The organism is Actinomadura sp. GC306, assembly GCF_004348665.1.
GTDB lineage: Bacteria > Actinomycetota > Actinomycetes > Streptosporangiales > Streptosporangiaceae > Spirillospora.
The window spans coordinates 1-26335 of sequence record NZ_SMKM01000001.1 but is presented as its reverse complement, the minus strand read 5'-3'; the positions used below and the strand labels follow the sequence as shown (position 1 = coordinate 26335).

The 26335-nt window shown below is 73.8% G+C and carries 22 protein-coding genes; 15 read left to right on the top strand and 7 right to left on the bottom strand.

All coding sequences use genetic code 11. The features are described 5' to 3' along the window. Positions 1 to 8: 8 nt before the first annotated feature. Genes E1200_RS00110 through E1200_RS00100 form a run of 3 tightly spaced genes read right to left on the bottom strand, consistent with a single transcriptional unit; the run spans position 9 to position 3862 of the window. Positions 9 to 1100, bottom strand: a complete 1092-nt coding sequence (locus E1200_RS00110; RefSeq protein WP_131949657.1) for an acyl-CoA dehydrogenase family protein — start codon at positions 1098 to 1100, stop codon at positions 9 to 11. Next, positions 1088 to 2599 carry an AMP-binding protein gene (locus E1200_RS00105; protein ID WP_131949656.1) on the bottom strand — a complete coding sequence of 504 codons (1512 nt, stop codon included), beginning with the start codon at positions 2597 to 2599 and terminating at the stop codon, positions 1088 to 1090. Before E1200_RS00105 ends, E1200_RS00110 begins: the two co-directional genes overlap by 13 nt. Positions 2600 to 2632: 33 nt before the next feature. Continuing rightward, complete coding sequence (locus E1200_RS00100) at positions 2633 to 3862, bottom strand: CoA transferase (protein ID WP_165950138.1); 1230 nt, start codon at positions 3860 to 3862, stop codon at positions 2633 to 2635. 290 nt (positions 3863 to 4152) lie between these two features. On the opposite strand from E1200_RS00100, the gene E1200_RS00095 reads away from it, so the two are divergent. The 5 genes from E1200_RS00095 to E1200_RS00075 are packed head-to-tail and all read left to right on the top strand — an operon-like array spanning position 4153 to position 9157. Next, positions 4153 to 5343, top strand: coding sequence for a cytochrome P450 (locus E1200_RS00095; RefSeq protein ID WP_131949655.1), 1191 nt, complete (start codon positions 4153 to 4155; stop codon positions 5341 to 5343). Between the two features lie 29 nt (positions 5344 to 5372). Next, entirely contained in the window at positions 5373 to 6851 is a 1479-nt protein-coding gene (locus E1200_RS00090; protein ID WP_131949654.1) for an aldehyde dehydrogenase family protein, read from the top strand. 34 nt (positions 6852 to 6885) lie between these two features. Beyond that, complete coding sequence (locus E1200_RS00085; protein WP_131949653.1) at positions 6886 to 7746, top strand: mycofactocin-coupled SDR family oxidoreductase; 861 nt, start codon at positions 6886 to 6888, stop codon at positions 7744 to 7746. A gap of 23 nt (positions 7747 to 7769) precedes the next feature. Continuing rightward, positions 7770 to 8915 (top strand): amidohydrolase family protein, encoded by a 1146-nt coding sequence (locus E1200_RS00080; RefSeq protein WP_131949652.1) that lies wholly within the window; start codon positions 7770 to 7772, stop codon positions 8913 to 8915. Next, positions 8912 to 9157: a hypothetical protein gene (locus E1200_RS00075; RefSeq protein WP_131949651.1), complete on the top strand. Its 246-nt coding sequence runs from the start codon at positions 8912 to 8914 to the stop codon at positions 9155 to 9157. Before E1200_RS00080 ends, E1200_RS00075 begins: the two co-directional genes overlap by 4 nt. A 61-nt stretch (positions 9158 to 9218) precedes the next feature. Here the strand turns inward: E1200_RS00075 and E1200_RS00070 are convergent, their stop codons facing one another. Beyond that, complete coding sequence (locus tag E1200_RS00070) at positions 9219 to 10463, bottom strand: ABC transporter substrate-binding protein (protein WP_131949650.1); 1245 nt, start codon at positions 10461 to 10463, stop codon at positions 9219 to 9221. A gap of 328 nt (positions 10464 to 10791) precedes the next feature. Here E1200_RS00070 and E1200_RS00065 point away from each other — a divergent pair, with 328 nt between their 5' ends. The 8 genes from E1200_RS00065 (at position 10792) to E1200_RS00030 (ending at position 21672) form a co-directional block, all read left to right on the top strand. Next, positions 10792 to 12819, top strand: a complete 2028-nt coding sequence (locus tag E1200_RS00065; RefSeq protein WP_207932955.1) for an ABC transporter permease — start codon at positions 10792 to 10794, stop codon at positions 12817 to 12819. Continuing rightward, positions 12816 to 13679: an ABC transporter ATP-binding protein gene (locus E1200_RS00060; RefSeq protein WP_131949649.1), complete on the top strand. Its 864-nt coding sequence runs from the start codon at positions 12816 to 12818 to the stop codon at positions 13677 to 13679. The genes E1200_RS00065 and E1200_RS00060 overlap by 4 nt, the downstream gene beginning before the upstream one ends. After that, entirely contained in the window at positions 13676 to 14398 is a 723-nt protein-coding gene (locus tag E1200_RS00055; protein WP_131949648.1) for an ABC transporter ATP-binding protein, read from the top strand. Before E1200_RS00060 ends, E1200_RS00055 begins: the two co-directional genes overlap by 4 nt. Positions 14399 to 14481: 83 nt before the next feature. Then, on the top strand, positions 14482 to 15963 hold the full coding sequence (locus E1200_RS00050; protein WP_131949647.1) for an FCD domain-containing protein: 1482 nt from the start codon (positions 14482 to 14484) through the stop codon (positions 15961 to 15963). Between the two features lie 58 nt (positions 15964 to 16021). Then, entirely contained in the window at positions 16022 to 17572 is a 1551-nt protein-coding gene (locus E1200_RS00045) for an FCD domain-containing protein (protein ID WP_207932953.1), read from the top strand. Positions 17573 to 17669: 97 nt separating this feature from the next. Then, a complete protein-coding gene (locus tag E1200_RS00040; protein WP_131949646.1) occupies positions 17670 to 19325 on the top strand; it encodes an OB-fold domain-containing protein in 1656 nt (551 codons plus the stop codon). A 44-nt stretch (positions 19326 to 19369) separates the two neighbouring features. After that, positions 19370 to 20308 carry a hypothetical protein gene (locus E1200_RS00035; protein WP_131949645.1) on the top strand — a complete coding sequence of 313 codons (939 nt, stop codon included), beginning with the start codon at positions 19370 to 19372 and terminating at the stop codon, positions 20306 to 20308. 5 nt (positions 20309 to 20313) lie between these two features. After that, the gene (locus E1200_RS00030; protein ID WP_131949644.1) at positions 20314 to 21672 is read left to right on the top strand and encodes a phosphotransferase family protein; all 1359 of its coding nucleotides are present in this window, start codon (positions 20314 to 20316) and stop codon (positions 21670 to 21672) included. Positions 21673 to 21692: 20 nt separating this feature from the next. Here E1200_RS00030 and E1200_RS00025 read toward each other — a convergent pair whose 3' ends face one another. Both E1200_RS00025 and E1200_RS00020 read right to left on the bottom strand, forming a co-directional pair. Beyond that, the gene (locus tag E1200_RS00025; RefSeq protein ID WP_131949643.1) at positions 21693 to 22862 is read right to left on the bottom strand and encodes a M20 family metallopeptidase; all 1170 of its coding nucleotides are present in this window, start codon (positions 22860 to 22862) and stop codon (positions 21693 to 21695) included. A gap of 63 nt (positions 22863 to 22925) precedes the next feature. Next, the gene (locus E1200_RS00020) at positions 22926 to 24011 is read right to left on the bottom strand and encodes a S1 family peptidase (RefSeq protein WP_207932951.1); all 1086 of its coding nucleotides are present in this window, start codon (positions 24009 to 24011) and stop codon (positions 22926 to 22928) included. A 127-nt stretch (positions 24012 to 24138) separates the two neighbouring features. Here E1200_RS00020 and E1200_RS00015 point away from each other — a divergent pair, with 127 nt between their 5' ends. Continuing rightward, a complete protein-coding gene (locus E1200_RS00015; protein ID WP_131949641.1) occupies positions 24139 to 24990 on the top strand; it encodes a DUF72 domain-containing protein in 852 nt (283 codons plus the stop codon). Between the two features lie 119 nt (positions 24991 to 25109). Then, a complete protein-coding gene (locus E1200_RS00010) occupies positions 25110 to 25706 on the top strand; it encodes a CBS domain-containing protein (protein ID WP_131949640.1) in 597 nt (198 codons plus the stop codon). 15 nt (positions 25707 to 25721) lie between these two features. Here the strand turns inward: E1200_RS00010 and E1200_RS00005 are convergent, their stop codons facing one another. Beyond that, positions 25722 to 26264, bottom strand: a complete 543-nt coding sequence (locus E1200_RS00005) for an HU family DNA-binding protein (protein WP_165950137.1) — start codon at positions 26262 to 26264, stop codon at positions 25722 to 25724. Positions 26265 to 26335 lie beyond the last annotated feature (71 nt).

Below are 26335 nucleotides of genomic sequence, written 5' to 3'. Positions count from 1 at the left end.
TTCATGGCTCAGGCGACGAGTTCCATCAGGCGGCCGTAGTGGTACCGCGGCGTGCCGCCGAGCAGCTCGCCGGTCTTGACGCGCCGCAGGAACAGGTGCAGGTCGTGCTCCCAGGTGAAGCCCATGCCGCCGTGCAACTGCAGGGCGGTGCCGGCGACCCGCGAGGACGCCTCCCCGGCGACGGCCGCCGCCTCGGCGATCCGCAGCCGCCGGGTCCCGGGGTCCGCGTCGTCGAGCGCGCGGGCGGCGGCGCGGACGGTGACGCGTCCCCGCTCGACGTCCACGGCCATGTCGGCGCAGTGGTGCTTGACCGCCTGGAAACCGCCGATCACCCGCCCGAACTGCTTCCGCTCCTGGACGTACCGGAGCGTCATGGACAGCAGGCGCTGGGCGGCACCGAGCGCGTCGGCGGCGTGGTGCAGCGCCGAGGCGCCGGCCAGGCGCTCGGCGGTCTCGGGCGCGGCATCGGTCCAGGATCCGGCCGCGACGCGGACACCGTCCAACTGCACGGACGCGAAGTCCCGGGTGATGTCCAGCGTCGTGCGGGCCGTGCGGACGACCCCTGGCGCATCGGCCTCGACGAGCGCGAGCACCGGCGCTTCCGCCGGACCGGCGGCGACGAGGAAGCCGTCGGCGTTCGGCGCGCCCGCCGCGATGGCCACCCGGCCGTCCAGGACCAGCGCGCCCTCCGGGCCGGACGACGTCCGGGCGGGCTCCTCCCCCGGTTCGGGCAGTACGGGAACCCACAGCGCGGAGCCCGCCGCGATCCGGTCGCCGGTGTCACCGGCGATTCCCGCCCGGCCGTCCCCGCGCACGTCGTCGAGCGCGCGGCACACCAGCGCGGCCTGCCCCAGCGGCAGCGGGGACCCCGCGCGGCCCAGCTCCTCGACGATCAGCGCGAGGTCGGCGTGGGTGCCGCCTTCGCCGTCGCGCAGCAGTCCCACCAGGCCCAGCTCGGCCGCCTCCCGGAAGTCGCGAGGACGCGCCAGCGGCTCGCCGCCGCGGTCGGCGTGCGCCGCGGCCAGGTCGGTGCAGCCGGCGAGCCACTCGCGCACCGTCTCGGCCAGCGCCTCCTGCTCGTCGCTGGTCAGGAGGTCCATTCGCGTATTTCCTTCCTCAGAACGTGCTTGCGGACCTTGCCGGCGGCCGTCCGCGGCAGCGTGTCCACGACGACCAGCCGCTCGGGCGTCTTCTGCCTGGCCGCCCCGAGGGACGCGAAATGCTCCCGCACCTCGTCTAGGTCGAGTTCCGCCCCGTCCCGCAGTACGGCGAACGCGCAGACCCGCTCGCCGTAGCGCCCGTCCGGCTCGGCGACGGCGACCGCCTCGGCCACGGCCGGGTGCGCGGCCAGCAGGTCCTCGACCTCCTTGGAGGAGATCTTCTCCCCGCCGCGCACGATGATGTCCTTGAGCCGGTCGGTGACGGTCAGGTGGCCGTCGCCGTCCAGCCGCCCCACGTCCCCGGTGCGCAGCCACCCGTCGGGTGTGAACGCCTCCGCGTTCAGCGCCGGGTCGCGGTAGCCGGCGAAGACCTCGGGGCCGCGCGACCAGATCTCGCCCTCCTTCCCGGCCGGCACGTCGCGGCCGTCCAGGTCGACGATGCGCACCCGGGTGCCGGGCTTGAGGCGGCCGTCGGTGGCGGCGCGCTTGCCGGGCGGGTCGTCGGCGCCGCCGGAGCTGATCGTGGGGTGCTCGCTGGACCCGTACGCCCGGTAGGCGGCGATCCCGGCCCGCCCGGCCCGCTCGACCAGTACGGGCGGGACGCTCGCGGCGCCCACCAGGTACTCGCGCAGGGGGCCCGCGCCGCGCCCGTCGCCGTCGGCGGCGTCCAGCAGGGCCGCCAGGTGGAACGGGACGCCCGCCGAGGCGGTCACCCCGTGCTCGTGGACCAGGTCCAGGGCCGTCCGCGCGTCCCACTTCTCCATGAAGACGGTCGCCACCCCGTTCACGAGGGCCCGCAGCAGCACGCAGAGGCCGGCGACATGACCGGGCGGGAACGCGTCGAGGTAGACGTAGCCGTCGCCGTGGTCCGGCATCGTCGCGAGTTCCGCGAGGAGCGACCGGTGGGTGTGCTGGACGCCCTTCGGATCGGCGGTGGTGCCCGAGGTGTAGACGAGCAGGCAGATGTCGTCCGGATCGGAGGGGGCGTGCGCGGCGAGAGGCGGGTGCTCCTCCAGCGCCTTCCAGGTCTCGTCCCCGACGGCGACGACCCGCCGCAGCGCCGGGAGACCGGCGCCCATGCCCCGCACCTCGGCGGCCCGCTCGTCCCAGGTGATCAGGACCGTGGCCGCCGACTCGCCCAGCACGAATCCGAGTTCCCGCAGCCCGTAGATCGGGACGATCGGGAGCACGGTCGCGCCGCGCAGCAGCACCGCGGCGTGGGCCACCGCGCTCTCCACCCGTCCGGTCAGCTGGAGGGCCACCACGTCACCGGGCGCGACGCCCAGGCCGGCGAGCCCGGCGGCGACGCGCAGCGCACGCTCGTGCAAAGCGTCAAGGCGCGTGGTCGTCACGCCGCGGGGGCCGTGGAAGACCAGGGGCGTGGCGCCGTACCGTTCCACCGCGGCGCGCATGCCGGCGCCGAGGTCCGTTCCCTTCATCCCACCTCCAGTGCAGGTGACGGTGCGGGTCCCTCAGGTCACGGCTCCGTCGATCTTGAGCTGGATCAGCTCCTCCTCGCTCCAGCCCAGCTCGCGCAGCACCTCGTCGGTGTGCTCCGCGAACTGCGGGGCGCGGCGGATCTCCACCGGGGTCTCGTCGAACTGGACCGGGCTGGCGACCAGCTCGCGCTGTACGCCGTCGGCGTCCTCCAGCGGGGCGATGAGGCCGTTGGCCCGCAGCGACGGGTCCTGCGCCACGTCCCACGGCTCCTGCACGAGGGCCCACTGGCCGCTGGTCCCCTTGAGGAGCTCGACCCATTCGGCGTAGTCGCGCGCCGCGATGAGCTCCGCCACGATCTCGCTCGCCTCGGCGGCGTTCCGCATGATGTTCTCGACCCCGTCGAAGCGCTCGTCGGAGATCAGGTCCTCGCGTCCGGCGACGGCGCAGAACTCGGGCCAGTACCGGCCGGGCTGCAGCATCGCCAGTTCCAGCCAGCGCCCGTCGGCGGTGCGGTAGGCGCCGATCAGCGGATTGGTCGCCGATCCGTGTTTGGGCTGCGGGAACCGGGGCAGCGGCCCGCCGAGCGCGAGGGCCATGTTGACGGAGAACTGGGTGGCCCAGGCGCCGACGCCGAGCAGCGACACGTCCACCACCGACGGCTCGCCGGTGGCCTTGCGGGAGTACAGGGCGGCCGCGATCCCGCCCGCGATCGTCATGCCGCCGATGGAGTCGCCGTAGGCGCCCGTGGGCTGGCGCATCACCGTGTCCGCGTCCGGCGGGGTGACGCCCGCCGCGCTGCCGCCGCGGGCCCAGAACGCGGTGCTGTCGTACCCGCCCTTGTCCGCCTCGTCGCCGCTCTGGCCGAACCCGCTGCCGCGCACGTAGATGATGTCGGGGTTGATCGCCCGGATGTCCTCGACCTCGATGCCCAGCCGGGCGCGGGCGCCGGGCAGGAAGTTGGTCAGGAACACGTCGCTCTCGCGGACGAGCCGCTCCAGCACCGGCCGGGCCGCCGGGTTCTCCAGGGCCAGGCCGACGCTGCGCTTGCCGCGGTTCGGCCCCTCCATGATCGGGAAGAACGAGCCGCCGCCGCGGGCGTCCAGCCCGAGCACCCGGATGAGGCCGCGCTGCGCGTCACCCCGCTCGGCGTGCTCGATCTTGATGATGTCGGCTCCCCAGTCCGCCAGCACCGCGCCCGCGGCCGGGACGAAGGTGAACTGGGCGACCTCCAGGACGCGCACGCCCTCCATCGGTCGGTGCATGGTTCCCGCCTATTGTGTGCACTCTGTCGATCTACTGCTCGGAGGGTAACAACCAGTCCGGGTCCACGGAAGGCATCGGGCGCCCCCGCCGAAAAATTCGATACAGGAGGGCCTGTAATGCATCAAGGTCGACACTGGGGCGGCCGTGTCCACCCGCGGCCCCCGGTCGCCGGAGCCGGACGGCGGATGCGGAGCCGACTCAACGAGATAGCTAATTGAGACTACCCAAATGGACATCGGAGTCGTACGATCCTGGGCACTGCATCCCATACGCGTGCCGAGGAGCCGAGATGGTCGCAGATCCCACCCCCCAGACCTGCCCTGTCGGTGACTACACGTCGTACGGCACGGGCCCCGCGCTCACCTTCTTCGAGCGCATGGACGCCTACCAGGACGGCGCCCGCCCGGTGATGCGCTCCGAGGAGGCCGGCGGCTACTGGGTCTTCACCGACCACGAGGCCATCCACGACGGGCTCCAGCGGACCGACCTGTGGTCCAGCTCGGCCATCATCCCGACCGACCCGAACCCGCCCTTCCGGCTGATCCCGCTGATGCTGGACCCGCCGGAGCACACCCCGTGGCGGGTGCTGCTGCGCGGCTACTTCTCCCCCAAGCGCGTCCGCAGCATGGCGGACGAGCAGCGGCGGCTCGCCGGAGAGATCATCGACGGCCTCGTGGCGCAGGGCGGGTGCGACTTCGTGGACGCGGTCGCGCGCGTCTTCCCCGCCACGATCTTCCTCCAGATCATGGGGATGCCCCCGTCGAAGCTGCCGGAGTTCCTGGAGTGGGAGGGCATGATCCTGCACTCCGGCACCGACCGGGACCGCGTGGCGGCCGGCACCGGGCTGGTGATCGAGTACTTCGCGGGCCTGATCGCCGAGCGCCGGGCCGCCCCCGACCCGGACGCCACCGACATCGTCAACAACGCGCTGACCTGGGAGATCGACGGCGAGCCCGTCAGCGACGCCGACCTGCTGAACTGCATGCTGCTGCTGTTCATGGCGGGCCTGGACACGGTCAGCAGCCAGTCGTCCTACATGTTCCTGCACCTGGCGACCCACCCCGCGGACCGCAAGCGGGTCACCGACGACCCGGACCTCATCCCCATCGTGGTCGAGGAGATCCTGCGCGCCTACCCGATCGTCCAGACCGCCCGCAAGGCCGTCAAGGACACCGAGTTCCACGGCTGCCCGGTCAAGGCCGGCGACATGGCGGTGTTCCCGCTGGCGGCCGCGGGCCGGGACGAGACCGTCCACCCGGACGCCCGGCGCGTGAACCTCGACCGGGACTCCACCAAGCACATCTCCTTCGGCGGCGGGCCGCACCGCTGCCTGGGCTCGCACCTGGCCCGGCAGGAGCTGGCCGTGCTGCTGGAGGAATGGCACCGGCGCATCCCCGACTACGAGCTCGCCGAGCAGCCGAGCGAGCACTCCGGCGGGGTGTGGGCCCTGGACGACCTGAAGCTGCGCTGGAACGCCTGAGTGCGGCCGGCCCCAACGAGGAGGCACCCATGAGCGAAGTGCCGGCCCACCGGCTCTACATCGACGGCGCCTGGACCGACGCCGCCGGCGACGCGTGGATCGACGTCGTGAACCCGGCGACCGAGGAGGTCATCGGCCGCGTCCCGGAGGCGGCCCGGGAGGACGCGGAGCGGGCGGTCGCGGCCGCGCGGCGCGCGTTCGACGACGGCCCCTGGCCCGCGATGCCCGTGCGGGAGCGGGCCGCGGTCATGCTCCGCATGGCGGAGCTGCTGGAGCGCCGCGCGCCCGAGCTCATCGACCTGAACATCGCCGAGGTCGGCAGCGTCCGGATGCTGGCCGAGATGCTCCAGGTCGGCGTGCCCGTCACCCACTTCCGCGACATGGCCGAGCGGATCATGCCGGGGTTCGCGTGGGAGCGGTCGATACCGCCGACGGCCGTCCCGGGGCTGGGGCTCGGGCAGGGCGTCATACGGCGCGAGCCGTTCGGCGTCGCCGCGCTGATCCCCGCGTACAACTTCCCGCTGTTCCTGAGCGTCATGAAGCTCGCGCCCGCGCTCGCGGCCGGCTGCACCACGGTGCTCAAGCCGGCGCCGGCCGCGCCGCTGGAGGTGCTGGCGCTCGCCGAGATCGCCGAGGAGGCCGGGCTGCCCGCCGGGGTGCTCAACATCGTCACCGGCGGCGTCGAGGCGGGCCGGGTCCTCACCACCGACCCGCGGGTGGACCTGGTCAGCTTCACCGGCTCCGACACCGTCGGCCGGCAGGTGTACGCGCAGGCCGCCGAGGGCGTCAAGAAGGTCGTGCTCGAACTGGGCGGCAAGTCGCCGAGCATCATCTGCGAGGACGCCGACCTGGACAAGGCGCTGGGCGAGATGCTCGCCGGGATCGCCACCAACGCGGGCCAGGGCTGCTCGCTGTTCACCCGCACGCTCGTCCACCGCTCGCGGCACGACGAACTCGTCGAGAAGGCCGTCGCCGCGCTCGGGTACATCACGGTCGGCGACCCGGCCGATCCCGGTACCGCGATGGGCCCGCTGATCAGCCGGGCGCAGCGCGACAAGGTCGAGAAGCTCGTCCGCGCGGGCGAGGAGGAGGGCGCGCGGATCGCGCACGGCGGGCGCCGCCCCGCCGGGCTGGACCGCGGCTTCTTCTTCGAGCCGACGCTGTTCACCGGGGTCGACAACGCGATGACGATCGCGCGGACCGAGTTCTTCGGGCCGGTCGGCTGCGTCATCCCCTTCGACGACGACGACGAGGCCGTGCGGCTCGCCAACGACAACCCCTACGGGCTGGCCGGCTCGGTGTGGGCGGCCGACCCGCTGCGGGCCTACGGGATCGCCGGCCGCGTCCGGGCCGGGATGGTCATGGTCAACGGCGGTGGCGGCGGCGTCACGCCGCACGTGGCGTTCGGCGGCTACAAGCAGAGCGGGCTCGGCCGCGAATGGGGCGAGCACGGCCTGGACGAGTACCTGCAGACGAAGAGCATCACCTGGGGAGCGGCGTCCGGCTGACCGGCCGCACGCCCGGTAACGAGGAGGTGCGGCCATGGGCCGCGTACAGGACAAAGTCGTGTTCATCACCGGCGCCGCCCGGGGGCAGGGCCGCGCCCACGCCCTGCGGCTCGCCGAGGAGGGCGCGGACATCATCGGCGTGGACCTCTGCGCGGACATCGCCACCAACGGCTACGCGCTCGCCACCCGCGAGGACCTCGACGAGACCGTCCGCCAGGTGGAGAAGCTGGGCCGCCGCATGGTCGCCCGGCAGGCCGACGTGCGCGAGCCCGGCGAGCTGAAGGAGGCGGCCGACGCCGGCGCCGCCGAACTCGGCCGGCTGGACGCCGTCATCGCGCAGGCCGGCATCTGCCCCCTGGGCAACCAGGACCCGGCCTCGTTCCTCGACGCGGTCGCCGTCGACTTCAACGGCGTCGTGCACGCCGTCCAGGCGGCGCTGCCGCACCTGCCCGACGGCGGCTCGGTGATCGCGACGGGCTCCGTCGCCGGGCTCCTGCCGGGCGGCACCGACAACCCGGCCAACGGCTTCGGCGGGATGGGCTACTCGTGGGCGAAGCGGGCCCTCGCCTCGTTCGTCCACGACCTGGCCGTGACGCTCGCCCCGCGCAGCATCCGGGCCAACGCGGTGCATCCGACCAACACCAACACCGACATGCTCAACAGCGACCCGATGTACCGGGTGTTCCGCCCGGACCTGGAGAGCCCCACCCGCGAGGACGCGCTCCTCGCGTTCCCGGCGATGAACGCGATGCCGGTCGGGTTCGTGGAACCCGAGGACGTCGCCGCCCTGGTGCTGTTCCTGGTGTCGGACGAGTCCCGGTTCATGACCGGCATGCAGCTGCGGGTCGACGCGGGCAGCTACGTCAAGAACCGTCCCCAGCCGCCCGCCTTCTGAGACCTCGCAGGAAGGAGCCACCGATGCCCCTGCAGCCCCATATGAAGCTGCTGTCCGTCGACGACCACCTGATCGAGCCCCCGCACGTATGGACGGACCGGCTGCCGGCCAAGTACCGCGAGAGCGGGCCGACGATCATCGAGCATCCCCGCGGCGAGGGCCGGGCGCCCGCGGAGGTGTGGCGGTACGAGGGGCGGCTCTACCCCAACATCGGCCTCAACGCCGTCGCGGGGAAGACGCCCCAGGAGTACGGGATCGAGCCGACCCGCTACGACGACATGATCCCCGGCTGCTACGACCCGCGGGCCCGGCTGGCGGACATGGACATCGACGGCGTCTGGGGCGCGATGTGCTTCCCGTCCTTCCCGCGCTTCGCGGGCACCGTCTTCCTTGAGGGCGAGGACCGCGAGCTGGCGCACCTGTGCGTGCGGGCGTGGAACGACTACGTGCTCGACGAGTGGTGCGCCGCCGCGCCCGACCGCTTCATCCCGCTGATCATCCTGCCGCTGTGGGACGTGGACCTGTGCGTGGCGGAGATCCAGCGCTGCGCCGCCAAGGGCGCCAAGGCGATCGCGTTCCCGGAGAACCCCGTCCCGCTGGGCCTGCCGTCCTTCCACACCGACCACTGGGACCCGGTGCTGTCGGCCGCGGAGGAGGCGGACATGCCGCTGGCCATGCACTTCGGCACCTCGGGGCAGGCCCCGATCACCGCGCCCGAGGCGCCGATGGCCGTGATGATCGCCCTGTTCGGCTGCAACTCGATGTACGCCACCGCCGACCTGCTGTTCTCCCCGGTGTTCCACCGGCACCCCCGGCTGAAGGTCGGCCTGTCGGAGGGCGGCATCGGCTGGATCCCGTGGTTGCTGGAGCGCATCGACGGCACCTGGGAGCGGCACCGCCACTACCAGAACATCAACCAGGACGTCCGGCCCTCGGAGCTGTTCGCCCGGCACATCCACGGGTGCTTCATCGACGACGAGTTCGGCATCCAGGCGCGGCACGCGATCGGGATCGACAACATCACGTGGGAGTGCGACTACCCGCATTCCGACTCGTACTGGCCCAAGAGCCGGGCCATCGCCGCCGAGCGGCTGGCGGAGGTCCCGGACGACGAGGCGCACAAGATCGTGGAGCTGAACACCCGCCGGCTCTACAACTTCGGCGCATGACGGCCGGGCCGGCGGGGGACCCGGCGGGCGGGCGGCCGGAGTCGGAGCGTTCCGACTGGACCGACCAGGACCTGCTCACCCGCGGCGAGGCGGGCGACCGGATCCGGGCCGAGATCGCCGAGACCCTGGCGCGCCTGGACCGGACCGACCCGGCGCGGGCGCAAGAGCGGGCCGCGCTGGAGCGGCGCCTCGCGGCGCTGCGCTCCCATGCCGCCGCGTCGCCGGGCCCGCCCGGCGGCTGAGGACGCCGGACGGGCCCGGCGGGGCCGCACCGCCCCGCCGGGCCGCCGGGCCGCCGCACCGTCAGCGCTTGACCGGCTCGTCGAGCAGGGTCCCGCAGACGGGCTTGGCCTTCGGGTCCGGGACGAACTCCTTGCCCTTCAGGATCGAGACGAAGAAGCAGTTGCCGGACGCGTGGCTGCCCGCGATGGCGCCGTAGTCGGAGAAGTCGATCGGCTTGGGCACCATGCCGCCCGCGTCCCAGTCGGTGCTCTTGCGGAGCGCGTCGATGAACTCCTCCTGGGTGGCGTCGCAGCCCGCCTTCTTGAACCCGTGCAGCAGCAGGTCGGCGCTCACCCACCCGATGCTCTCCGAGAAGCTCGGCAGGTCGGTGGTCCCACCGGTGTGCTTCTTGACGCCGTCCCGCATCGCCGTGCCGCCCGGCGTCGGCACCCCGATCGGGGCGGTGTTGGTGATGAAGCCGAGCCCCTGGGCCGCCTGCACGGCGGGCTCGGACTTCAGCAGGTCGGCGCCGTACCCGGTGGCCAGGAGGACGGACTTCAGCTCGACGCCCGCCTGCTTGAGGCCGCCCACGATGGCGAAGGCCGTCTCGGGCGTGACCGGGAGGTACAGCACGTCGGCGCCGGAGTTCTTGATGCCGAGGACGAGCGGGCCGACGTCCTTGCTGCCGAAGGGCACCTTGACGTTGACGTAGCCCCGTTCCAGGCCGGCGTGCTCCGCGGACTGGACGCTCGCCAGCGCCGCGCCGGACGAGCTCGCGGTGTCGAAGCTCACCGTGGCCGCCTTGGTGCCGCCGAGGTCCTTCCAGTAGGCGCCCATCGTCGAGGCGACCTTCTCGTAGTCGGTGTTGCCGAGGGTGTTGAACAGGTTGCGGTAGTCCTCGTTCAGCCACTGCTTGCCGCCGTCGAAGCCCGCTCCCACGAACGGCGTCCCCTTCGCCTGGGTGCCGGCGAACTGGCCGGCGCCGAAGAAGAAGGAGCTGTTCGGAAGCACGGCGAAGACGTCGTCCTGGCGGACGAGCTTCTGGGTCGCGGCCAGCGCGCCCTGGGGCGTGGAGGCGTCGTCGGCGGTCACGACCTCGAAGTCGCGCTCGCAGGCGCCGGGCTCGTCCTTGTAGGCGGCGAGGCGGGCCTTCACCCCGGCCTCGACGCCGGTGAAGCCGGCGCTGGCCGAGCCGCTCACCGACGTCAGGACGCCGATCTTCGCGGTGGATCCGCCGGTCGCGGAGTCTTCGCCGCCGCATGCCGTCGCGGACAGCAGGAGGGCGCAGGCGGCGCCCGCGGCGGCGAGAGGTCTGGTCCTTGGCATGGGTCTTCCCTTTCGGACGGGACGCCGGCCGGCGGCCGCGGGGCCCGCGTTTCCGGGACCGGGCGGGGCTAGCCGGGTGGACCTAGCTAGCTAAGTAAACTTAATGCGCACAATTAAAGCGAGAGGCCGCAACACAAGCGTTACCTGGACCTTCCATGATCACCTTCGGCTCTGGGCAGGAGCAGGAGATCTCGCGGCACCACCCGAGCCGAATCGGATTCCTCTCTTGACGGACATGGGTAACTAAGTGCACGGTATATGAGGCCATGGTGATGGTGGTCACATCGCCGTGACCCCGTTCGCCGCATCCGGTCGCAGCCCATGGACGGTGCCCGTGCTGCAATACGTCCTCGCCGGTCTGGCGCTGGGCGCGATCTACGCGATCGCCTCGGCGTCGCTCGTCGTCACCTACGCCTCCTCCGGCGTCTTCAACTTCGCCTTCGGGGCGATGGCCTTCTCGGTCGCCCGGTTCTACTACTTCCTGCACACCGAGAACGGGTGGCCGATCGCGGCCGCCGCGGCGGCGTCGCTCGGGGTCTTCGCGCCCGCGCTCGGCGCGCTGCTCTACTGGCTGCTGTTCCGCCACCTGCTGCTGCGCCCGCCACTGATCAAGATCGTCGCCACCATCGGCGTGTCGGTGGCGCTGCCGCCGGCCGTCGACCTCGTCTTCGGCAAGCTGCCCAACACGACCGCGCCGGGGCTGGCGCCCGTCCCGCTGAAGGTCTTCCACCCCTTCGGGGCCACGGTCACCATGGACCAGGTCGTGAACTACCTCGGGCTCGCGATCGTCCTCGGCGCGGGCGTGGCGGTGCTGAGGTTCACCGACGCCGGGCTCAGAGTCCGCGCGATGGTCGACTCCGCGGCCCTGAGCGGGCTGTCGGGGGTGAACGCCTCGCGGGTCTCGCTCGGGGTCTGGGCCACGACCACCACGCTGGCCGGGCTCGCCGGGATCCTCGTCGCGCCCACCGCGGGTCTGTCGGCCGACGGCATGACCTACCTCATGGCCGCCGCGTTCGCGGCCGTCGTCGCGGCCCGGCTGACGAACCTGCCGGCCGCCGTCCTCACCGCGCTGGCGATGGGGGTGTTCACCACCGTCGTCCAGCGCTACCTCGACCCGGAGAGCGCGCTGTCCGCGCAGATCGTGCCGAGCATCCCGTTCGGGTTCATGCTGGTCTTCCTGCTCTACTACGCGCTGCGCGGGCGGGTCGGCGACGGGCCCTCCGGAGGGGCGCTCGACCGGGCGATCCGGGTCGAGGGCGACGGCGCGGGCCGCACCGGCCCGCGGGCGGGCCGGCGTGCCGGCTCCCGTGCGGGCGGGCTCGCGGGCTCGCGCCCGTCGGCGATGCTGAAGGCCGCCGGGCTGGTCGCCGTCGCGGCGCTGCCGCTCGTCCTGGACGAGTACTGGGCCGGTCTCGCCGTGTCCGGGCTGGCGCTGAGCCTGGTCCTGCTGTCGTACACGCTCGCCACCGGTGAGGGCGGGATGATCTGGCTCTGCCAGATCACCTTCGCGGGCCTCGGGGCGCTCGGCGCCGCCGAGCTGGCGACCACCCACGGCTGGCATCCGCTGGCCGCGGTCGTCCTCGGCGCGCTGCCGGTCGTGGTGCTGGGCGTGGTGATCGGGCTGCTCACCCTCCGCCTCGGCGACCTGTACGTGGCGCTGGTGACGCTGACGTTCGGGCTGCTCGTCCAGACCCTCGTGTTCACCCGCGACCGCTTCCACAACTACGGGCAGGGCGTCGCGATGCCCCGGCCCGGCTTCGCCGAGGACGACCGCGCGTTCGCCTACCTGACGCTGGCCGCGTTCGCGGTCATCGCGCTGGCCATCGTCAACTTCCGGCGCTCGACCGCCGGGCTGGCCATGGCCGCGGTGCGCTGGAGCGAGGACGGCGCGCGCACCGTGGGCCTCAGCATCGTGCGGACCAAGCTGCTGGTGTCGGCGATCGCGACCTACATCGCCGCCGTCGGCGGCGGCTTCCTCGCCATGGGCGCGCAGGCCGCCATGCTCGACTCCTACAACGTCTTCGGCGGGCTGGTCTGGCTCGCCGTCCTGGTCACGATCGGCTCGCGCTCCCCCGTCGCGGCGCTCGTGGCGGGCCTGGGCTTCCATCTCCTGCCGGGGGTGTTCCAGACCTACCTGCCCACCGGGCTGGCCGACGTGCCGGTGCTGCTGTTCGGCCTCGGCGCGATCATGGTCGCGAAGGACCCGGACGGGGTCCTCGCGATGCACGCGCGGCAGCTGCGCGGCGTCGCGGACCGCTGGGCGCGCGGCCGCGCGGCCCCTCCCCTCCCGCCGGCGCCGCTCGCGGCCACGGCGTCCGCATCCGCATCCGAGCCGACCGGCGGTGAGCGCACATGACCACGGTGGCCCCCGGCTCCCCCGCGTCCGCCGGTCCCCCCGGGGCGGCCGCCCGGCTGGAGGCGTCCGGGGTGACGGTGCGCTTCGGCGGGCTCGTCGCCCTGGACGGCGTCGACCTCGCGGTCCCGCCCGGCGCGGTGGTCGGGCTCGTCGGGCCGAACGGCGCGGGCAAGAGCACGCTGTTCGCCGTCCTGTCCGGCCTGCTCAGGCCGGACGCGGGGCGGGTGCGCATGGGCGGCGAGGACGTCACCCGCGCCTCCGCCGCCGCGCGGGCCCGGCGCGGTCTCGCCCGGACCTTCCAGCGCCCCGAGCTGTTCGCCGGCCTGACCGTCCGCGACCACGTCGTGCTGGCCGACCGCGTGCGGCGCCGCGGCGGCGGCATCCTGCGCGACCTGGTGACGGGCGGGGGCTTCCGGCGGCCGAGCGCCGCCGAGGACGAGCGCGTCGCGGCGATCATCGAATCGCTGCACCTGGAGGACCTGCAGGACCGGGAGGTGTCGGGGCTGCCCCTCGGCGCCTGCCGGCTGGTCGAGGTCGCCCGGGCGCTGGCCACCGGCCCGGAGGTCCTCCTCCTGGACGAGCCCACGTCCGGGCTGGACGGCCGCGAGACCGCGGAGCTCGCGGCGACGCTCCGGCGCGTCAACGCCGACCACGGCGTCTCGCTGCTGCTCGTCGAGCACGACGTCGAGCTGGTCCTCGGCATGTGCGAGACGGTCCACGTCCTCGACTTCGGCGCGATGATCCGGACGGGCCCGCCGGCGGAGATCCGCTCCGACCCGGCCGTGCGCGCCGCCTACCTCGGGGCCGAGCCGCCGCCCGACCCCGCCCAGGAGGGCGGCCAGGAGGAGGAGAGCCGGTGAACGCGACCACGCCGCTGCTGTCGGTCCACGACCTGGAGGTCCGCTACGGTCCGGCCCTGGCGCTGTCCGGGGTGTCCTTCGACGTCCCCGAGCACGGCGCGCTGGCGGTGCTCGGCGCGAACGGGGCGGGGAAGAGCACGCTCGCCCGCACGCTCAGCGGCCTGGTCCCGCCGGCCGCGGGACGGGTCGACTTCGCCGGGCGGGACATCACGGCCGCGTCCCCGAGCGCCGTCCGCAGGGCCGGGCTGGTCCACCTGCCCGAGGGGCGCGGGGTCTTCCCCGGCCTGACCGTCCACGAGAACCTGCGGATGGCGCTGACCGCGGCCGGGGCCGAGCGGGAGGGCGCGATCGACCGCGCGTTCGCCCTGTTCCCGGTGCTCGCGCAACGGCGCCGGCAGCGGGCCGGCACGCTGTCCGGCGGCGAGCAGCAGATGCTCGGCCTGGCCCGCGCCCTGATGATCACGCCGCGGCTGGTGATCGCCGACGAGCTGTCGCTCGGCCTCGCGCCCACCATGGTGGACGTGGTGTTCGAAAGCCTGGAGCGGGCGCGGGCGGCGGGTGTGGCGATCATCATGATCGAGCAGTTCGCGCACCGGGCGCTGGAGTTCGCCGACCGCTGCCTCGTCCTGCAGCGCGGAAGCGTCGCCTGGTCCGGGCCCGCGGCCGCCGCCGGGGACGAGGTGCTGCGCCACTACCTCGGGGAGGCCGCGACGGCGTGACGGCCCTGCCGCCGGGCGGGGGGCGAACGGGGGGCTCATTAGAATGGGCGGATTCGGACCACCCGTAGAGGAGCTCCATCTCGATGGCGACGCCCGCTGCGAACGTCCCGCCGGCCGGCGACGCCACCACCCTCCCGCGCCTCCCCGTCGCCCTCGCGGAGGGCGGCGGCGTGCGCGCGGGGACCCTGGGGGCGCGGGTGGCCCAGCAGATCGAGGACCGGATCGTCCGGGACGGCTGGCCGGTCGGCCGCAACCTCGGTTCGGAGCACGACCTGCAGGAGCGGTACGGCGTGAGCAAGTCCGTGCTCCGCGAGGCGGTCCGGCTGGTGGAGCACCACGGGGTGGCGCGGATGCGGCGCGGTCCCGGCGGCGGCCTGTTCGTGACCGCCCCGGACGTGGCGCCCGCGGCCCGCGCGGTGGTCACCTACCTCGACTACGCGGGCACCACGGTCGACGACCTCGTCGACGCCCGGCTGCTCCTGGAGACACGCGCGGTCATGCTCGCCTCCGAACGGCTCACCGAGGAGGGCGTCACGCTGCTGCGGGGCCTGCTGGAGCAGGAGGCCAGGAGGCGCACCGAGCCGGGCCTCTGGTCCCAGGACCTGATCCACACGGCGCTCTGCGAGCTGTCCGGCAACCCGGCGCTGCTCGCCTTCACCGAGGTGCTCACGCGGCTCACCGACCGGTACGCGCACACGGTGCGGCGCACGTCGAAGGCGGAGGCGACGCGCAACAAGGAACTCGCCGGCCGCAGTCACAAGGTCATCGTCGAGGCGGTCATCGCCGGGGACACGGCCCGCGCCTACGCCGAGCTGACCGAGCACCTGTACGGGGCCGCCGAGTGGATGAGGCAGAGCCGTCCCGGCGCCGAGGGGCCGATCGCGTGGCAGTTGCTGGAGGCGCCCGGCGCCAAGCTCAGCGAGATCGTCGCCGCCCGGATCCAGGACACGATCGCGGCGGCGGGCTGGCCGGTCGGGACGTCGCTCGGCTCGGAGGCCGACCTGCTGGACCGCTACGGCATCGGGCGCGCCGTCCTGCGCGAGGCCGTCCGGCTGCTGGAGCACCACGGCGTCGCGCGGATGCGGCGCGGCCCCGGCGGCGGGCTGCTGGTCACCGCACCGGACCCGGCCGCCAGCATCGAGTCCATGGCCCTGTACCTCGGCTACCGGCGCGCCGGGATCGAGGACCTGCGCGCCGTCCGCGAGGCGGTCGAGTTCGGCGCACTGGGCCCGGTCACGGCGCGGCGCGAGGACCCCGGGACGGCCGGCCGGCTGGAGGCGGCGGTGCGGGGCCGCCCGGCGCGGTGGGACGGCGCTCCCCCGGCGACCTTCCACGACGAGCTGGTCCACCTCGCCGGGAACCCCGTGCTGACGCTGTTCGTCCGGATCCTGGCCGAGCTGCGGGGGCGGGGGGACGGTGCCCGGCCCGCGGGCCCGGCCGACGGGGCCGCCGTGGCCGCGCGGGAACGGGCGCACCGGGAGGTGGTCGCCGCGATCCTCGCGGGGGACGAGAGCCTGGCGCGGTACCGGATGCGCCGCGACCTCGCCGCTTGCGAGGCGTGGTGACCCGGGCGCCGCGGCGGAGCCGGATCTCCCGGGCCGGCCGACTCCCTAAGATCGGAGCGTGGACGCCGCGGAAGCCAGGGACGAGCCGCCCGTGACCGGGGCGGGCCCCCGGCCGGCGCCGGGCTCCCCGAACGGCGGCTCCGCGCCCGGCGGCCGGGGCCGGGACGAGACGTCCGGCCCGGCGGACCGGCAGGGCGCCGCGGGTTCGGTGGAGAAGCTCGCCTCGCGGGTCGCGCGGCTGATCGAGGCCGAGGTGATCGCCCGGGGCTGGCCGGTCGGGGAGGTGCTCGACTCCGAGCCGGTGCTCCGCGAGCGGTACGGGGTGAGCCGCGCCGTGCTGCGCGAGGCGGCCCGGCTGCTGGAGCACCACCAGGTCGCCCGGATGCGCCGCGGCCCCGGCGGCGGCCTCGTGATCTGCGCCCCCGACGCCGATCCGACGGTGCGGGCGATGGTCGTCTACATCGAGTACGTCGGCACCGAGCTGCGGGACGTGCTGCTCGCCCGCCGCCTCATCGAACCCGTCCTCGGCAGGCTCGCCGCCGAGCGCATCGACGAGGAGGGCATCACGAGGCTCCGCGCGACCCTCGCGGGGGAACTGTCCCCGCCGGAGGCCGGCGAGTGGGCGGGCGAGCTGTTCCACACCGTCCTGGCCGAGATGACCCGCAACCCGGCGCTCCAGCTGTTCATCGACGTCCTGGAACAGCTCGCCTACCGCTACGTGGCCCTGGCCGGGACCATGACCGAGGACCGGGTACGCCGTTTCAGGGAGACCACCCACCGGCGCCACGCCGGCATCCTCGACGCCACGATCGCGGGGGACGCGCCGCGCGCCCAGCACTGGCTGATCGAGCACCTGGACGAGGTGACCGAGTGGTTCCAGGCCGCGCTCGGCGACCGCGAGAGCGGTGCCGGGGCCGGCGGGGGCCCGGCGGTCCGGCTGGCGCCCGTGCCGGTGGGCCTCGCGGCCGGCCGCACGCTCGCCGAGGTGGTCGCGGTGCGGATCCACGAGGACATCCTCGGGGGCGGCCTGGAGGCCGGGGCGGTGCTCGGTTCCGAGGCCGAGCTGATGGAGCGCTACGACACCAGCCGCGCCGTGCTGCGCGCGGCGGTCCGGCTGCTGGAGCACCATTCGGTCGCCACGTCCCGGCGCGGTCCCGGCGGCGGCCTCGTCGTGACCCGGCAGGAGCCGCGGGCCGCCATCGACGCCACCGCGCTCTACCTGGCCTACCGGGACGCCACCGCCGACGACCTCCGGGTCGTGCGCGAGGCGATCGAGGTCGGCATCGTCGCGCGGCTGGCCGCGCGGCGCGCGGAACCGGCGGTCGCGGCGAGGCTCGCGGCGCTCGGTGACCCTCCGGCACGGCCGCCGGCGAGCGGTGCCGAGCGGGACTTCCACGCCGTCCTGGCCGAGCTGGTCGGCAATCCCGTCCTGACGCTGTTCCTGCGGATCCTCACCGAGCTGTCCCGCCGGACCGGGCGGGCCGGAGGGTGCGACGGCCACGGCGCCGGGGACCACACCGGCACGGAGCACCGGGAGATCCTCGCCGCCGTCCTGGCGGGCGACGCCAGCCTGGCCCAGTACCGGATGCGACGGCACCTGGCACACTGACCCGGCCCCTTTGAGCGCACTTATTTCCACTGATTACGCAGGTCACTGGTTGCCGGGCCTTGAGTACGGATAATTGTGAACACTATAATTCGGTCTCATGGATGGACCGACGGTGCGGCCGTTGCCCCAGCCGACACTCGCCAGCGCGGACTTCTGGACCGCCGGCGCGGACGGGGAGCTGCGCATCGCCCGCTGCGGTGACTGCTCGGCCTACACCCACCCGCCGCTGCCGCGCTGCCGTTCCTGCCGCAGCCCGGCCATGACGATGACGCCGGTGAGCGGCCGGGCGGTCGTGGCGGGGTTCACCGTGAACGCCCAGCAGTGGCTGCCCGGCTTCCCGCCGCCCTACGTCATCGCGATCGTCATCCTCGACGAGGACGAGGGCGTGCGCCTGACCACGAACATCGTCAACTGCGACCCCGGCGACGTGCACGTGGGGATGCGGGTGCGGGTGCTGTTCGAGAAGGCCGGCGATGTCCACGTCCCGCTGTTCGAGCCCGACCCGGAGCGCCGGGCCGCGCCCGGTCCCGTCCCCGGGCCGCCCGCCCGCCGCCCGGTGCCGCGTCCGATGGCGAGCGCCCGCAAGTTCGAGGACGCGGTCGCCCTGACCGGCGCCGGGCAGTCCGCCGTCGGCCGCCGCCTCATGGTCGATCCCCTCTCGCTCACCGTGGACGCCTGCCTGGCCGCGATCGAGGACGCCGGCCTGGCCCCGGACGACATCGACGGCCTGGCCACCTACCCCGGTCCCGGCGGCGCGGGCATGTCGGAGGGCGGGGTGATGGCCCTGGAGGAGGCGCTGCGCCTGCGTCCGACGTGGGTCAACGGCGGGCCGGACACCCCCGGCCAGATCGGGTCGATCACGTCGGCGATGCTGGCGGTCGCCGCCGGGCTGTGCCGGCACGTGCTGTGCTTCCGGACGGTCTGGGAGTCGTCCCACGCCGCCCTGGTCCGCTCCGGGCGGTGGCACGTCCCGGACGCGCCCGCGACCGGAATGATGGAGTGGCGTCTCCCGTTCGGCGCCGCGTCCGCCGCCAACTGGATCGCCTGCCAGGCGTCGCACTACTTCCACCGGTACGGGGACGACCGCGAGACGCTCGGCTGGATCGCGATCAACGCGCGCCGCAACGCGGCCCGCAACCCCGAGGCCGTCTACCGCGACCCGATGACCATGGACGACTACCTCGGCGCGCGGATGGTCTCATCCCCCTTCGGCCTGTACGACTGCGACGTGCCGGTGGACGGGGCGGTCGCCGTCGTCGTGTCGGCCGTGGAGACCGCGGCGGACCGGCCCCGGCCCGCCGTCCTGGTCGAGGCCGCCGGCACCCAGATCACCGAGCGGCTGAGCTGGGACCAGGACACCCTCACCCACCTGCCGCAGTCGCTCGGCCCCTCGGCGCACCTGTGGAGCCGCACGTCGCTGCGCCCCGCCGACGTCGACGTCGCCGAGCTGTACGACGGCTTCAGCTTCAACGCCCTGTCGTGGCTGGAGGCGCTCGGGTTCTGCGAGTTCGGCGAGGCCCGGGACTTCATCGACGAGGGCCGCGGCATCGCGCTCGGCGGGCGGCTGCCACTCAACACCCACGGCGGCCAGCTGTCGGCGGGCCGGACGCACGGCTACGGCTTCGTCCGCGAGGCGATGCTGCAGCTGCGGGGCGAGGCCGGGGACCGGCAGGTCCCGGACGCCCGCGTCGCCGTCGTCTCCGCCGGGGGCGGCGTCCCGTCGGGGGCCCTGCTGCTGCGCGCCGACCGCTGAGCCTCCCAGCTCCGAACGACCGGTCCCTGACGAAAGGCCCACCCGTGATCGACACCGAGGACCGCTTCACCGCCGCCGACGACGACCTCCACGCCCCCAGCGACGACTTCTACGAGACGGAGACCTTCTGGTACTCCTTCTTCGTCCCCGAACGCGACCTCGGCGGATGGCTGTACGCGTCGGTCCGGGGCGTCCCGGGGACGACGGGCGGCGGCATGTGGATGTGGGACCGCACCGCGACGGAGCCGTGGCGGCTGCCCTTCTGCCAGCAGTTCGGCCACCTCAAGCCGCCCACCCCGCGCGGCCCCGGCGCGCTCGACTTCCCCACCGGCCTGTCGATCCGGACGCTGGAGCCGGGCATGTCCTACGACCTGCGCTACGACGACCGCGACCGGATCAAGGTCCACTTCCGCTTCGACGCCGCCGAGGAGCCGGTGCCGCTGCGCCGCGGCGAGCCGCCCTACCCCAAGGCGTCCCACTACGACCAGACGGGACGGATCACCGGCCACATCCTGCTGGACGGCGACCGCATCGACGTCGACTGCCACGCCATGCGCGACCGCTCCTGGGGGCCCCGGCACGAGCGCGGCTACCGCCGCGTCGGCTACACGTGGGCGGCGTCCCCCGAGCTCTCCCTCCTGACCTACACCGCTCCGACGGGCCCCGGCCCGGAGCACGTCTACAGCGGCTACGTGCGGCGCGACGGCCGTGTGGCGCGCATCGTCGACGGCCACCGCGAGGTCGAACGCCATCCCACCGAGAACTGGGTGACCGCGATCTCCCTGGAGGTCCGCGACGAACTCGGCCGTGTCACGGCGGGACGCGCGGAGGGCACGAGCCGGATGTTCCTGCCGGGCGCGACGTCGCTGTGCCTCTGCACCTGCCTGCGCTGGACCGTGGAAGGCGACGTGCTGACCGGCGAGGACCAGGACGTCTGGCCCACCAAGGAGTGGCCCCGCCCCTCGACGAACCCGGGAGCGTGACGGGCATGTCCGAGAAGACCTCCACCGGGCTCAGCCAGGCCCTGGTCGACTGGATGGCCGAGGCCGTCCGAGGGAAGATCGTCTCCTTCGAGCGGCGGCCCGGCGGCGGGCGCCGCGAAGCCTGGTTCGTCGACGCGGAGACGGCGGACGGGACCCGGCTGGAGCTGTTCCTCCGGTACGACCGCGGCCGGGCACCCGAGTCCTTCGGCCTGCACGACGAGGCGCGCTTCTTCCTCGCGCTGCAGGACACGCCCGTCCCCGTCCCCCGCATCCACGCCGTGCACCCCACCGAGCAGGCGATCCTCGCGGAGCGGGTCCCCGGCCAGACGTGGTTCTCCCTGCTGCGCGACGAGGAGCAGCGTGTCCGCATCGCCCGCGAGTTCATGGGCATCCTCGCCGAGCTGCACAGGGTCGATCCGCGCAGAATCTCCCCGGCCGCGCGGGACGCGGACCTGCGCGACCTGGTGCGCGCCGAGATCGGCCGCTGGGAGGCGCTCTACCGGGCGTCCGCGGCGCCCGCCGACCCGCTGATCGAGATGGGGCTGGCCTGGGTGCGGGGCAACGTGCCGGACGTGTCCGGGCCCGTCGTGATCGTCCAGGGGGACACCGGCCCCGGCAACTTCCTCTACGAGGACGGCCGCGTCACCGCCGTGCTCGACTGGGAACTCGCTCACCTGGGCGACCCGCACGACGACCTTGCCTGGGTGACGCTCCGCGCCGTCCAGGAGGCGTTCACGCACATGCCGGACCGGCTGGCCGACTACGCGGCGGCGTCCGGGCGCCCTGTGGATCTGGACCGCGTCCGCTACTACCGCGTCCTGGCCGGGCTGCGCATCCTGATCCTCGCCCACCAGGGCGCGGGGAAGCCCGATCCCATGGGCGAGGTCGGCAACGGACTGGTGTACACGACCCTGCACCGCCGCCTGTTCACCGAGGCGCTGGCGGACGTCACCGGGACCTCCCTGGGCCGTCCGGAGCCGCTGGTGCCCGTCCACGGCGAGAACGAGCGGCTGTACGACTCCGCGCTCACCCAGATCAAGGAGATCATCGTCCCGCGGAGCGAGGACCCGTTCGTCGTCCTCCGCAGCAAGGGCCTGGCGCGCATCCTGAAGTACCTCCGCGAGCACGAGCGCCTCGCGGACGCCAAGCACCGGGAGGAACTGGACGACCTGGAATCGGTGCTCGGCTCCCGCCCGGCCGATGCCGCGACCGGCCGGGCGCTTCTCGCGGAAGCCCTGCGGTCGGGCGCGCTGTCAGCGGACGCCGCGCTCCCGGTGCTCCACCGATGGGTGCTCCGCGAGACACAGGTCTGCCTCCCTGCCATGGGCCGGCTCGCCGACCAGCACTACGCCCCGCTCACCTGACCCTCCGGCGACGCCCCCCGTCACCCGTCCCGGCCGGGGCCCTTGGCCAAGAGGCGTGCGCGGACCGGTTCGGAGCGCGCGACGTCCGCGATCGTGAGCGCCATCGCCAGCCCGCCGTCGCGCACGAACCGGTCGCCCTCCGCGCCCGAGGCGGCTTCCGCGAAGCCGGGGGTGTGGTTGCCGTCCTCCGGCGGGAGGTCGAACGACAGCATGGGGTGGAGCGCGGGCATCACCTGCGAGACGTTCCCCATGTCCGTCGAGGCGAACTGCGTGTCCGCGTAGTCGGGGAACGTGCGGCCGAGCGCTTCGGCATGGGCCTGGAACGCCGCGGCCAGGTCCGGGTCGTGCCGGAACTCGCGGTAGACGGAGGGCAGCGTGGTGAACTCCACGCCGGTCCCGGCCGCGACCGCGCCGGCCTCGAAGCAGTTGCGCACCCGCTCCCAGACCTCGTCCACCTCGCCGATCGTGTCGCAGCGGATCATGCACTCCATGACGGCGCGGTCCGCGATGACGTTGACCGCCGTCCCGGCCTCCTTCACGACGTGGTGGACGCGGACGCCGTCGGGCAGCTGCTGGCGGAGCAGCCCCACGGCCGTCTGGGCGACGACGGTCGCGTCGGCGGCGTTCCGCGCGCTCCACGGCCGCGACGCGTGCCCGCCCCGGCCGGTGTAGGTGATCCGCCACGACCGCGACGCCCAGAACCGGGCCGCGACGACGTCCTGCAGCGAAGGGTGGACCATCATCGCCGCGTGGGTCCCGGCGAAGACGCCCTCGTTCAGCATGATCTCCTTTCCGGTCCCGTTCTCCTCCGCGGGCGTGCCGAACACCCGCACCGTCAGCCCGAGCTCGCCGGCGAACGGCGCCAGCGCCAGCGCGGCGCCCGCGCCCGCCGCCGCGATGGTGTTGTGGCCGCAGCCGTGGCCGATGCCGGGGAGCGCGTCCATCTCCGCGCAGATGCCGAACACCAGTTCGCCCGACCCCGCCGACGCGGTGAAGGCCGTCGCCAGGCCGGCCACGCCCGTCTCCACCGCGAAGTGCCCGCTGCGCTCCAGCAGCGCCACGATCGACGCCGAGGTCTCGTGCTCCTCGAAGGCGAGCTCGGGCCTGGCACCGATCTCGCGCGAGAGCTCCGTGACCTGGTCCAGGTTGCTCGCGAACTCGCGCTCGATACGGTCGTTGATTCCGGTCATCGCCCAGATCCCTTCGGGAAGGGGCCGCGGAGAGCACTCCGGGCCCCCTCCAGTGTGCGGGGTCTAGGAGATCTGCGCACCGAAGGCCCGCAGGGGTTCGGTGACCGGCTGGAAGAACGTGACGCCGCCGGTCCGGCAGTTGCCCGAACCGCCGGACGTGAGCCCGAGGGCGGTGTTGCCGCTGAAGAGCGGCCCGCCGCTGTCGCCGGGCTCCGCGCAGACGGTCGTCTGGATCAGGCCGCTGACGGTCCCCTCCGGGTAGTTCACCGTGGCGTTGGTGGCGGTGACCCGGCCGGTGGCGAGGCCGGTGGTGCTGCCCGTGCGGACGACCCGCTGGCCGACCACGGCGTCCCCCGCCCGGGTGATCGCCCGCGCCCGGCCGTTGTAGAGGTTGACCGCGCTCGGGCCGGGCTGCGCCGTCCGGACGAGCGCGAAGTCGTCACCGGGGAAACTGCTCGCGACCGTCCGGCCGAGGAACTGGGCGCCCCGCTGGTCGGCGGACCAGTTGCGAACGGAGTTGCCGCAGTGCCCGGCGGTGAGGAAGAACGGCTGGCCGCCCCGCGTGACGTTGAAGCCGAGCGAGCAGCGCGAGCCCCCGCCGAAGATCGCGTCCCCGCCGAACGCCAATGGGCGCAGCCGCCCGTCGATGTGCACCATCCGCACCGCCGCGCCCATCTGCCGGGCCGTCCGCCGGACGGCCGCCAGCCGCGTCCCGGTGACCGAGTCGTCGGTCCACACGGTCACCCGCGAGGTCGCCGGGTCGACGGCCCAGCCGGTGCCCGGCACGTCCGCCATCGACGTGCGGAGCGTCGCGGTGACCCGGTTCAGCGCCGCGGGGCTGCGCCGCGTCATCTTGGGCACGGCGCCCGCCTCGCGGACCATGGCCGCGTCGCCGGCGTTGGTGACCGTCACGACGGGCCGCCCGGCGGAGTCGAGGTAGGCACCGGCCGTGCGGGCGCCGAGCCGGCCCGCCAGCCGCGCGGCGAGCGCACCCGCGGCCCCGTCCCGCGCCTGCGCCGCCTGCTCGCCGGTCAGCGCGGCCCGCTTCTGGTCGCCGGACCCGTCCGGCATCCGCACCACGTACAGCGAGCCGGCCACGAGCCCGGCGGATCCGGCGGCCACCGCGGTCCACGTGACCGCGGTGCGCACACGACTCTTTCTCGCCCTCATGGGGGGTCCTCCAAGGTCCGGCTTCCCGAGCTACGCGTGGAGGTACGCAGTCGCCGTCCGGGGAGTTCAAGGCCCGGCGCGGCGGCGAGGCGATAGCGTCGGGTTCATGCGGCTTCATGTGGGGTGCGCGATGTGGACGCATCCGTCGTGGCAGGGTCGTTTCCTTCCCCATCCGCTGCCGCCCGGTGCGCGGCTGCGCGCCTACGCGGGCTGGTGCAACGCGGTGGAGGGCAACACGACCTTCTACGCGACACCGTCGCGGAGCACCGCGGAGTCCTGGGCGGAGCAGGTCGGGCCGGACTTCCGCTTCGTCCTCAAACTGCCGAGGTCGATCACGCACGAGCGGCGCCTCACCGGCTTCGACGAGGACCTCCGCGCCTTCCTGACCGCGATCGAGCCGCTCGGCCCACGGACGCACGCGCTGTGGGTGCAGCTCCCGGGTTCGTTCGGCCCGGCGGACCTCGGGACGCTGGCCGGTTTCCTGCGCCGCCTGCCCCGCACCCACCGCTACGCCGTCGAGGTGCGCCACCGCGCGTTCTTCGAGGAGCCCGGACGCGCCTGCGACCTCGAAAAGGTCCTTGCGGCCGTCGACGCCGAGTGGGTGCCCTTCGACACCACCGCGTTCTTCCGGAACCGCCCGGGCAGCGACGCGGAGCGGGACGCGTGGACGAAGAAGCCGCGCGTGCCCCGCCGTTCGGTGGCGCTGACCGACCGCCCGATCGTCCGCTACCTCGGCCGGGACGACACCGCGCAGACGGTCGAGGGGTGGAAGTACTGGGCCGGGAAGGCCGCCGAGTGGCTCAAGGAGGGCCGCTCACCGACGATCTTCATCCACACACCCGACAATTCCGACGCGTTGCCGCTCGCTCGCCGATTCCATGATGAGGTGAGGGACCGGGTACCCGCGCTCGACCCCCTGCCGGAGCCGGAGCCCGCGGAACCGCCGACACTGTTCTGACGGTTCCGGGACGAACGGCCCTGGGCCCGGCGGTCCCCGCCGGATGATCCTGGACGCAAGGGTCAGGGCGGTCCTGCCCGGGTAGGTGAACGGCGTCCTCGCCGGAAGGAGAACACGCCATGCTGGTCCGGGAGGCGATGACCTCGCCCGTCGTGACGATCCCGCGGACGGCCACCGTCCGCCAGGCCATCCGCGTCCTGCACGAGCACGACGTCACCGCGCTGCCCGTCGTGGACGAGCCGGGGCGCCTCGTCGGCATCGTCAGCGAGATGGACCTCCTGCAGGGCCTGTTCGAGCACGACCCGCGCGCCTTCGTCCGCCCGGTGGCCACCCCCGAGTCCCCTTCGCCGCGCCTCGTCGAGGAGGTCATGACCCGCGACGTGGAGACGGCCCGGCCCAACACCGACGCGGCCGTGCTCGCCGAGACGATGATGAAGACGCGGATCAAGAGCGTCCCGGTACTGGACGGCTCCACCATCGTCGGCATCGTCAGCCGCCGCGACCTCATCGCGATCCTCGCCCGCGGCGACGCCCGGATCCGCGACGACGTCCTCGCCGCGATCACCGAGTACGGCACGGACGGCGCGCAGTGGGACGTCTCGGTCCGGGAGGGCGCCGTCGAACTCCGCGGCCCCGCGGACGAGGCCGCCCAGCAGATCGCCGACGTCCTGGCCCGGACCGTCCCCGGCGTCACCCGGGTCTCGATCCGCGACTGACACGCGCCCGGCGGCCTACTTGCCGGCCTTGACGCGCCCCTTGCCCTTGGCCTGCTTCTTCTTGCCGTTCTTCGCGCCCTTGCCGTTCTTCGAGGGCGCCGCCACCTTGACCGCCTTGGCCTTCTTCAGCGCCTTCTTGGCGTTGGCACCCTTCTTGGCCTTCTTGGCGGCCTTGGGCTCGGGCGCCTCGGGACTCTCGGGCATTTCGAGGTTTGCGGAGCTTGCGGGGCTTTCGGCCACGACACCGTCCGCCGCCTCGGGGACCTGCTCCTCGACGGCGACTCCTCCGGCGACCCGGGTGCGGAACGTCCGCCCGGACCGGAACCGCGGAACCTCCGCCGCGGCCACCTCGATCGGCGCCCCGGTACGCGGGTTGCGGGCACTGCGGGCCGGCCGGGACAGCCTGTCGAACGTCCCGAACCCGGTGACGGTCACGCGTTCCCCGGCGGACACCCGCTCCATCACGACCTCGAACACGGCGTCCACATGCCGGCGGCCCGCGGCCTCGTCACTCCCCGCCCGTTCCGCCACGGCCCTGACCAGTTCGCTGCGGTTCATCGTGGCCTGCCCTTCACTGTGGCGAAATATGCGGCCAGCCTAGCCGCCCCCACCTCCCCGAACCCGAAAAT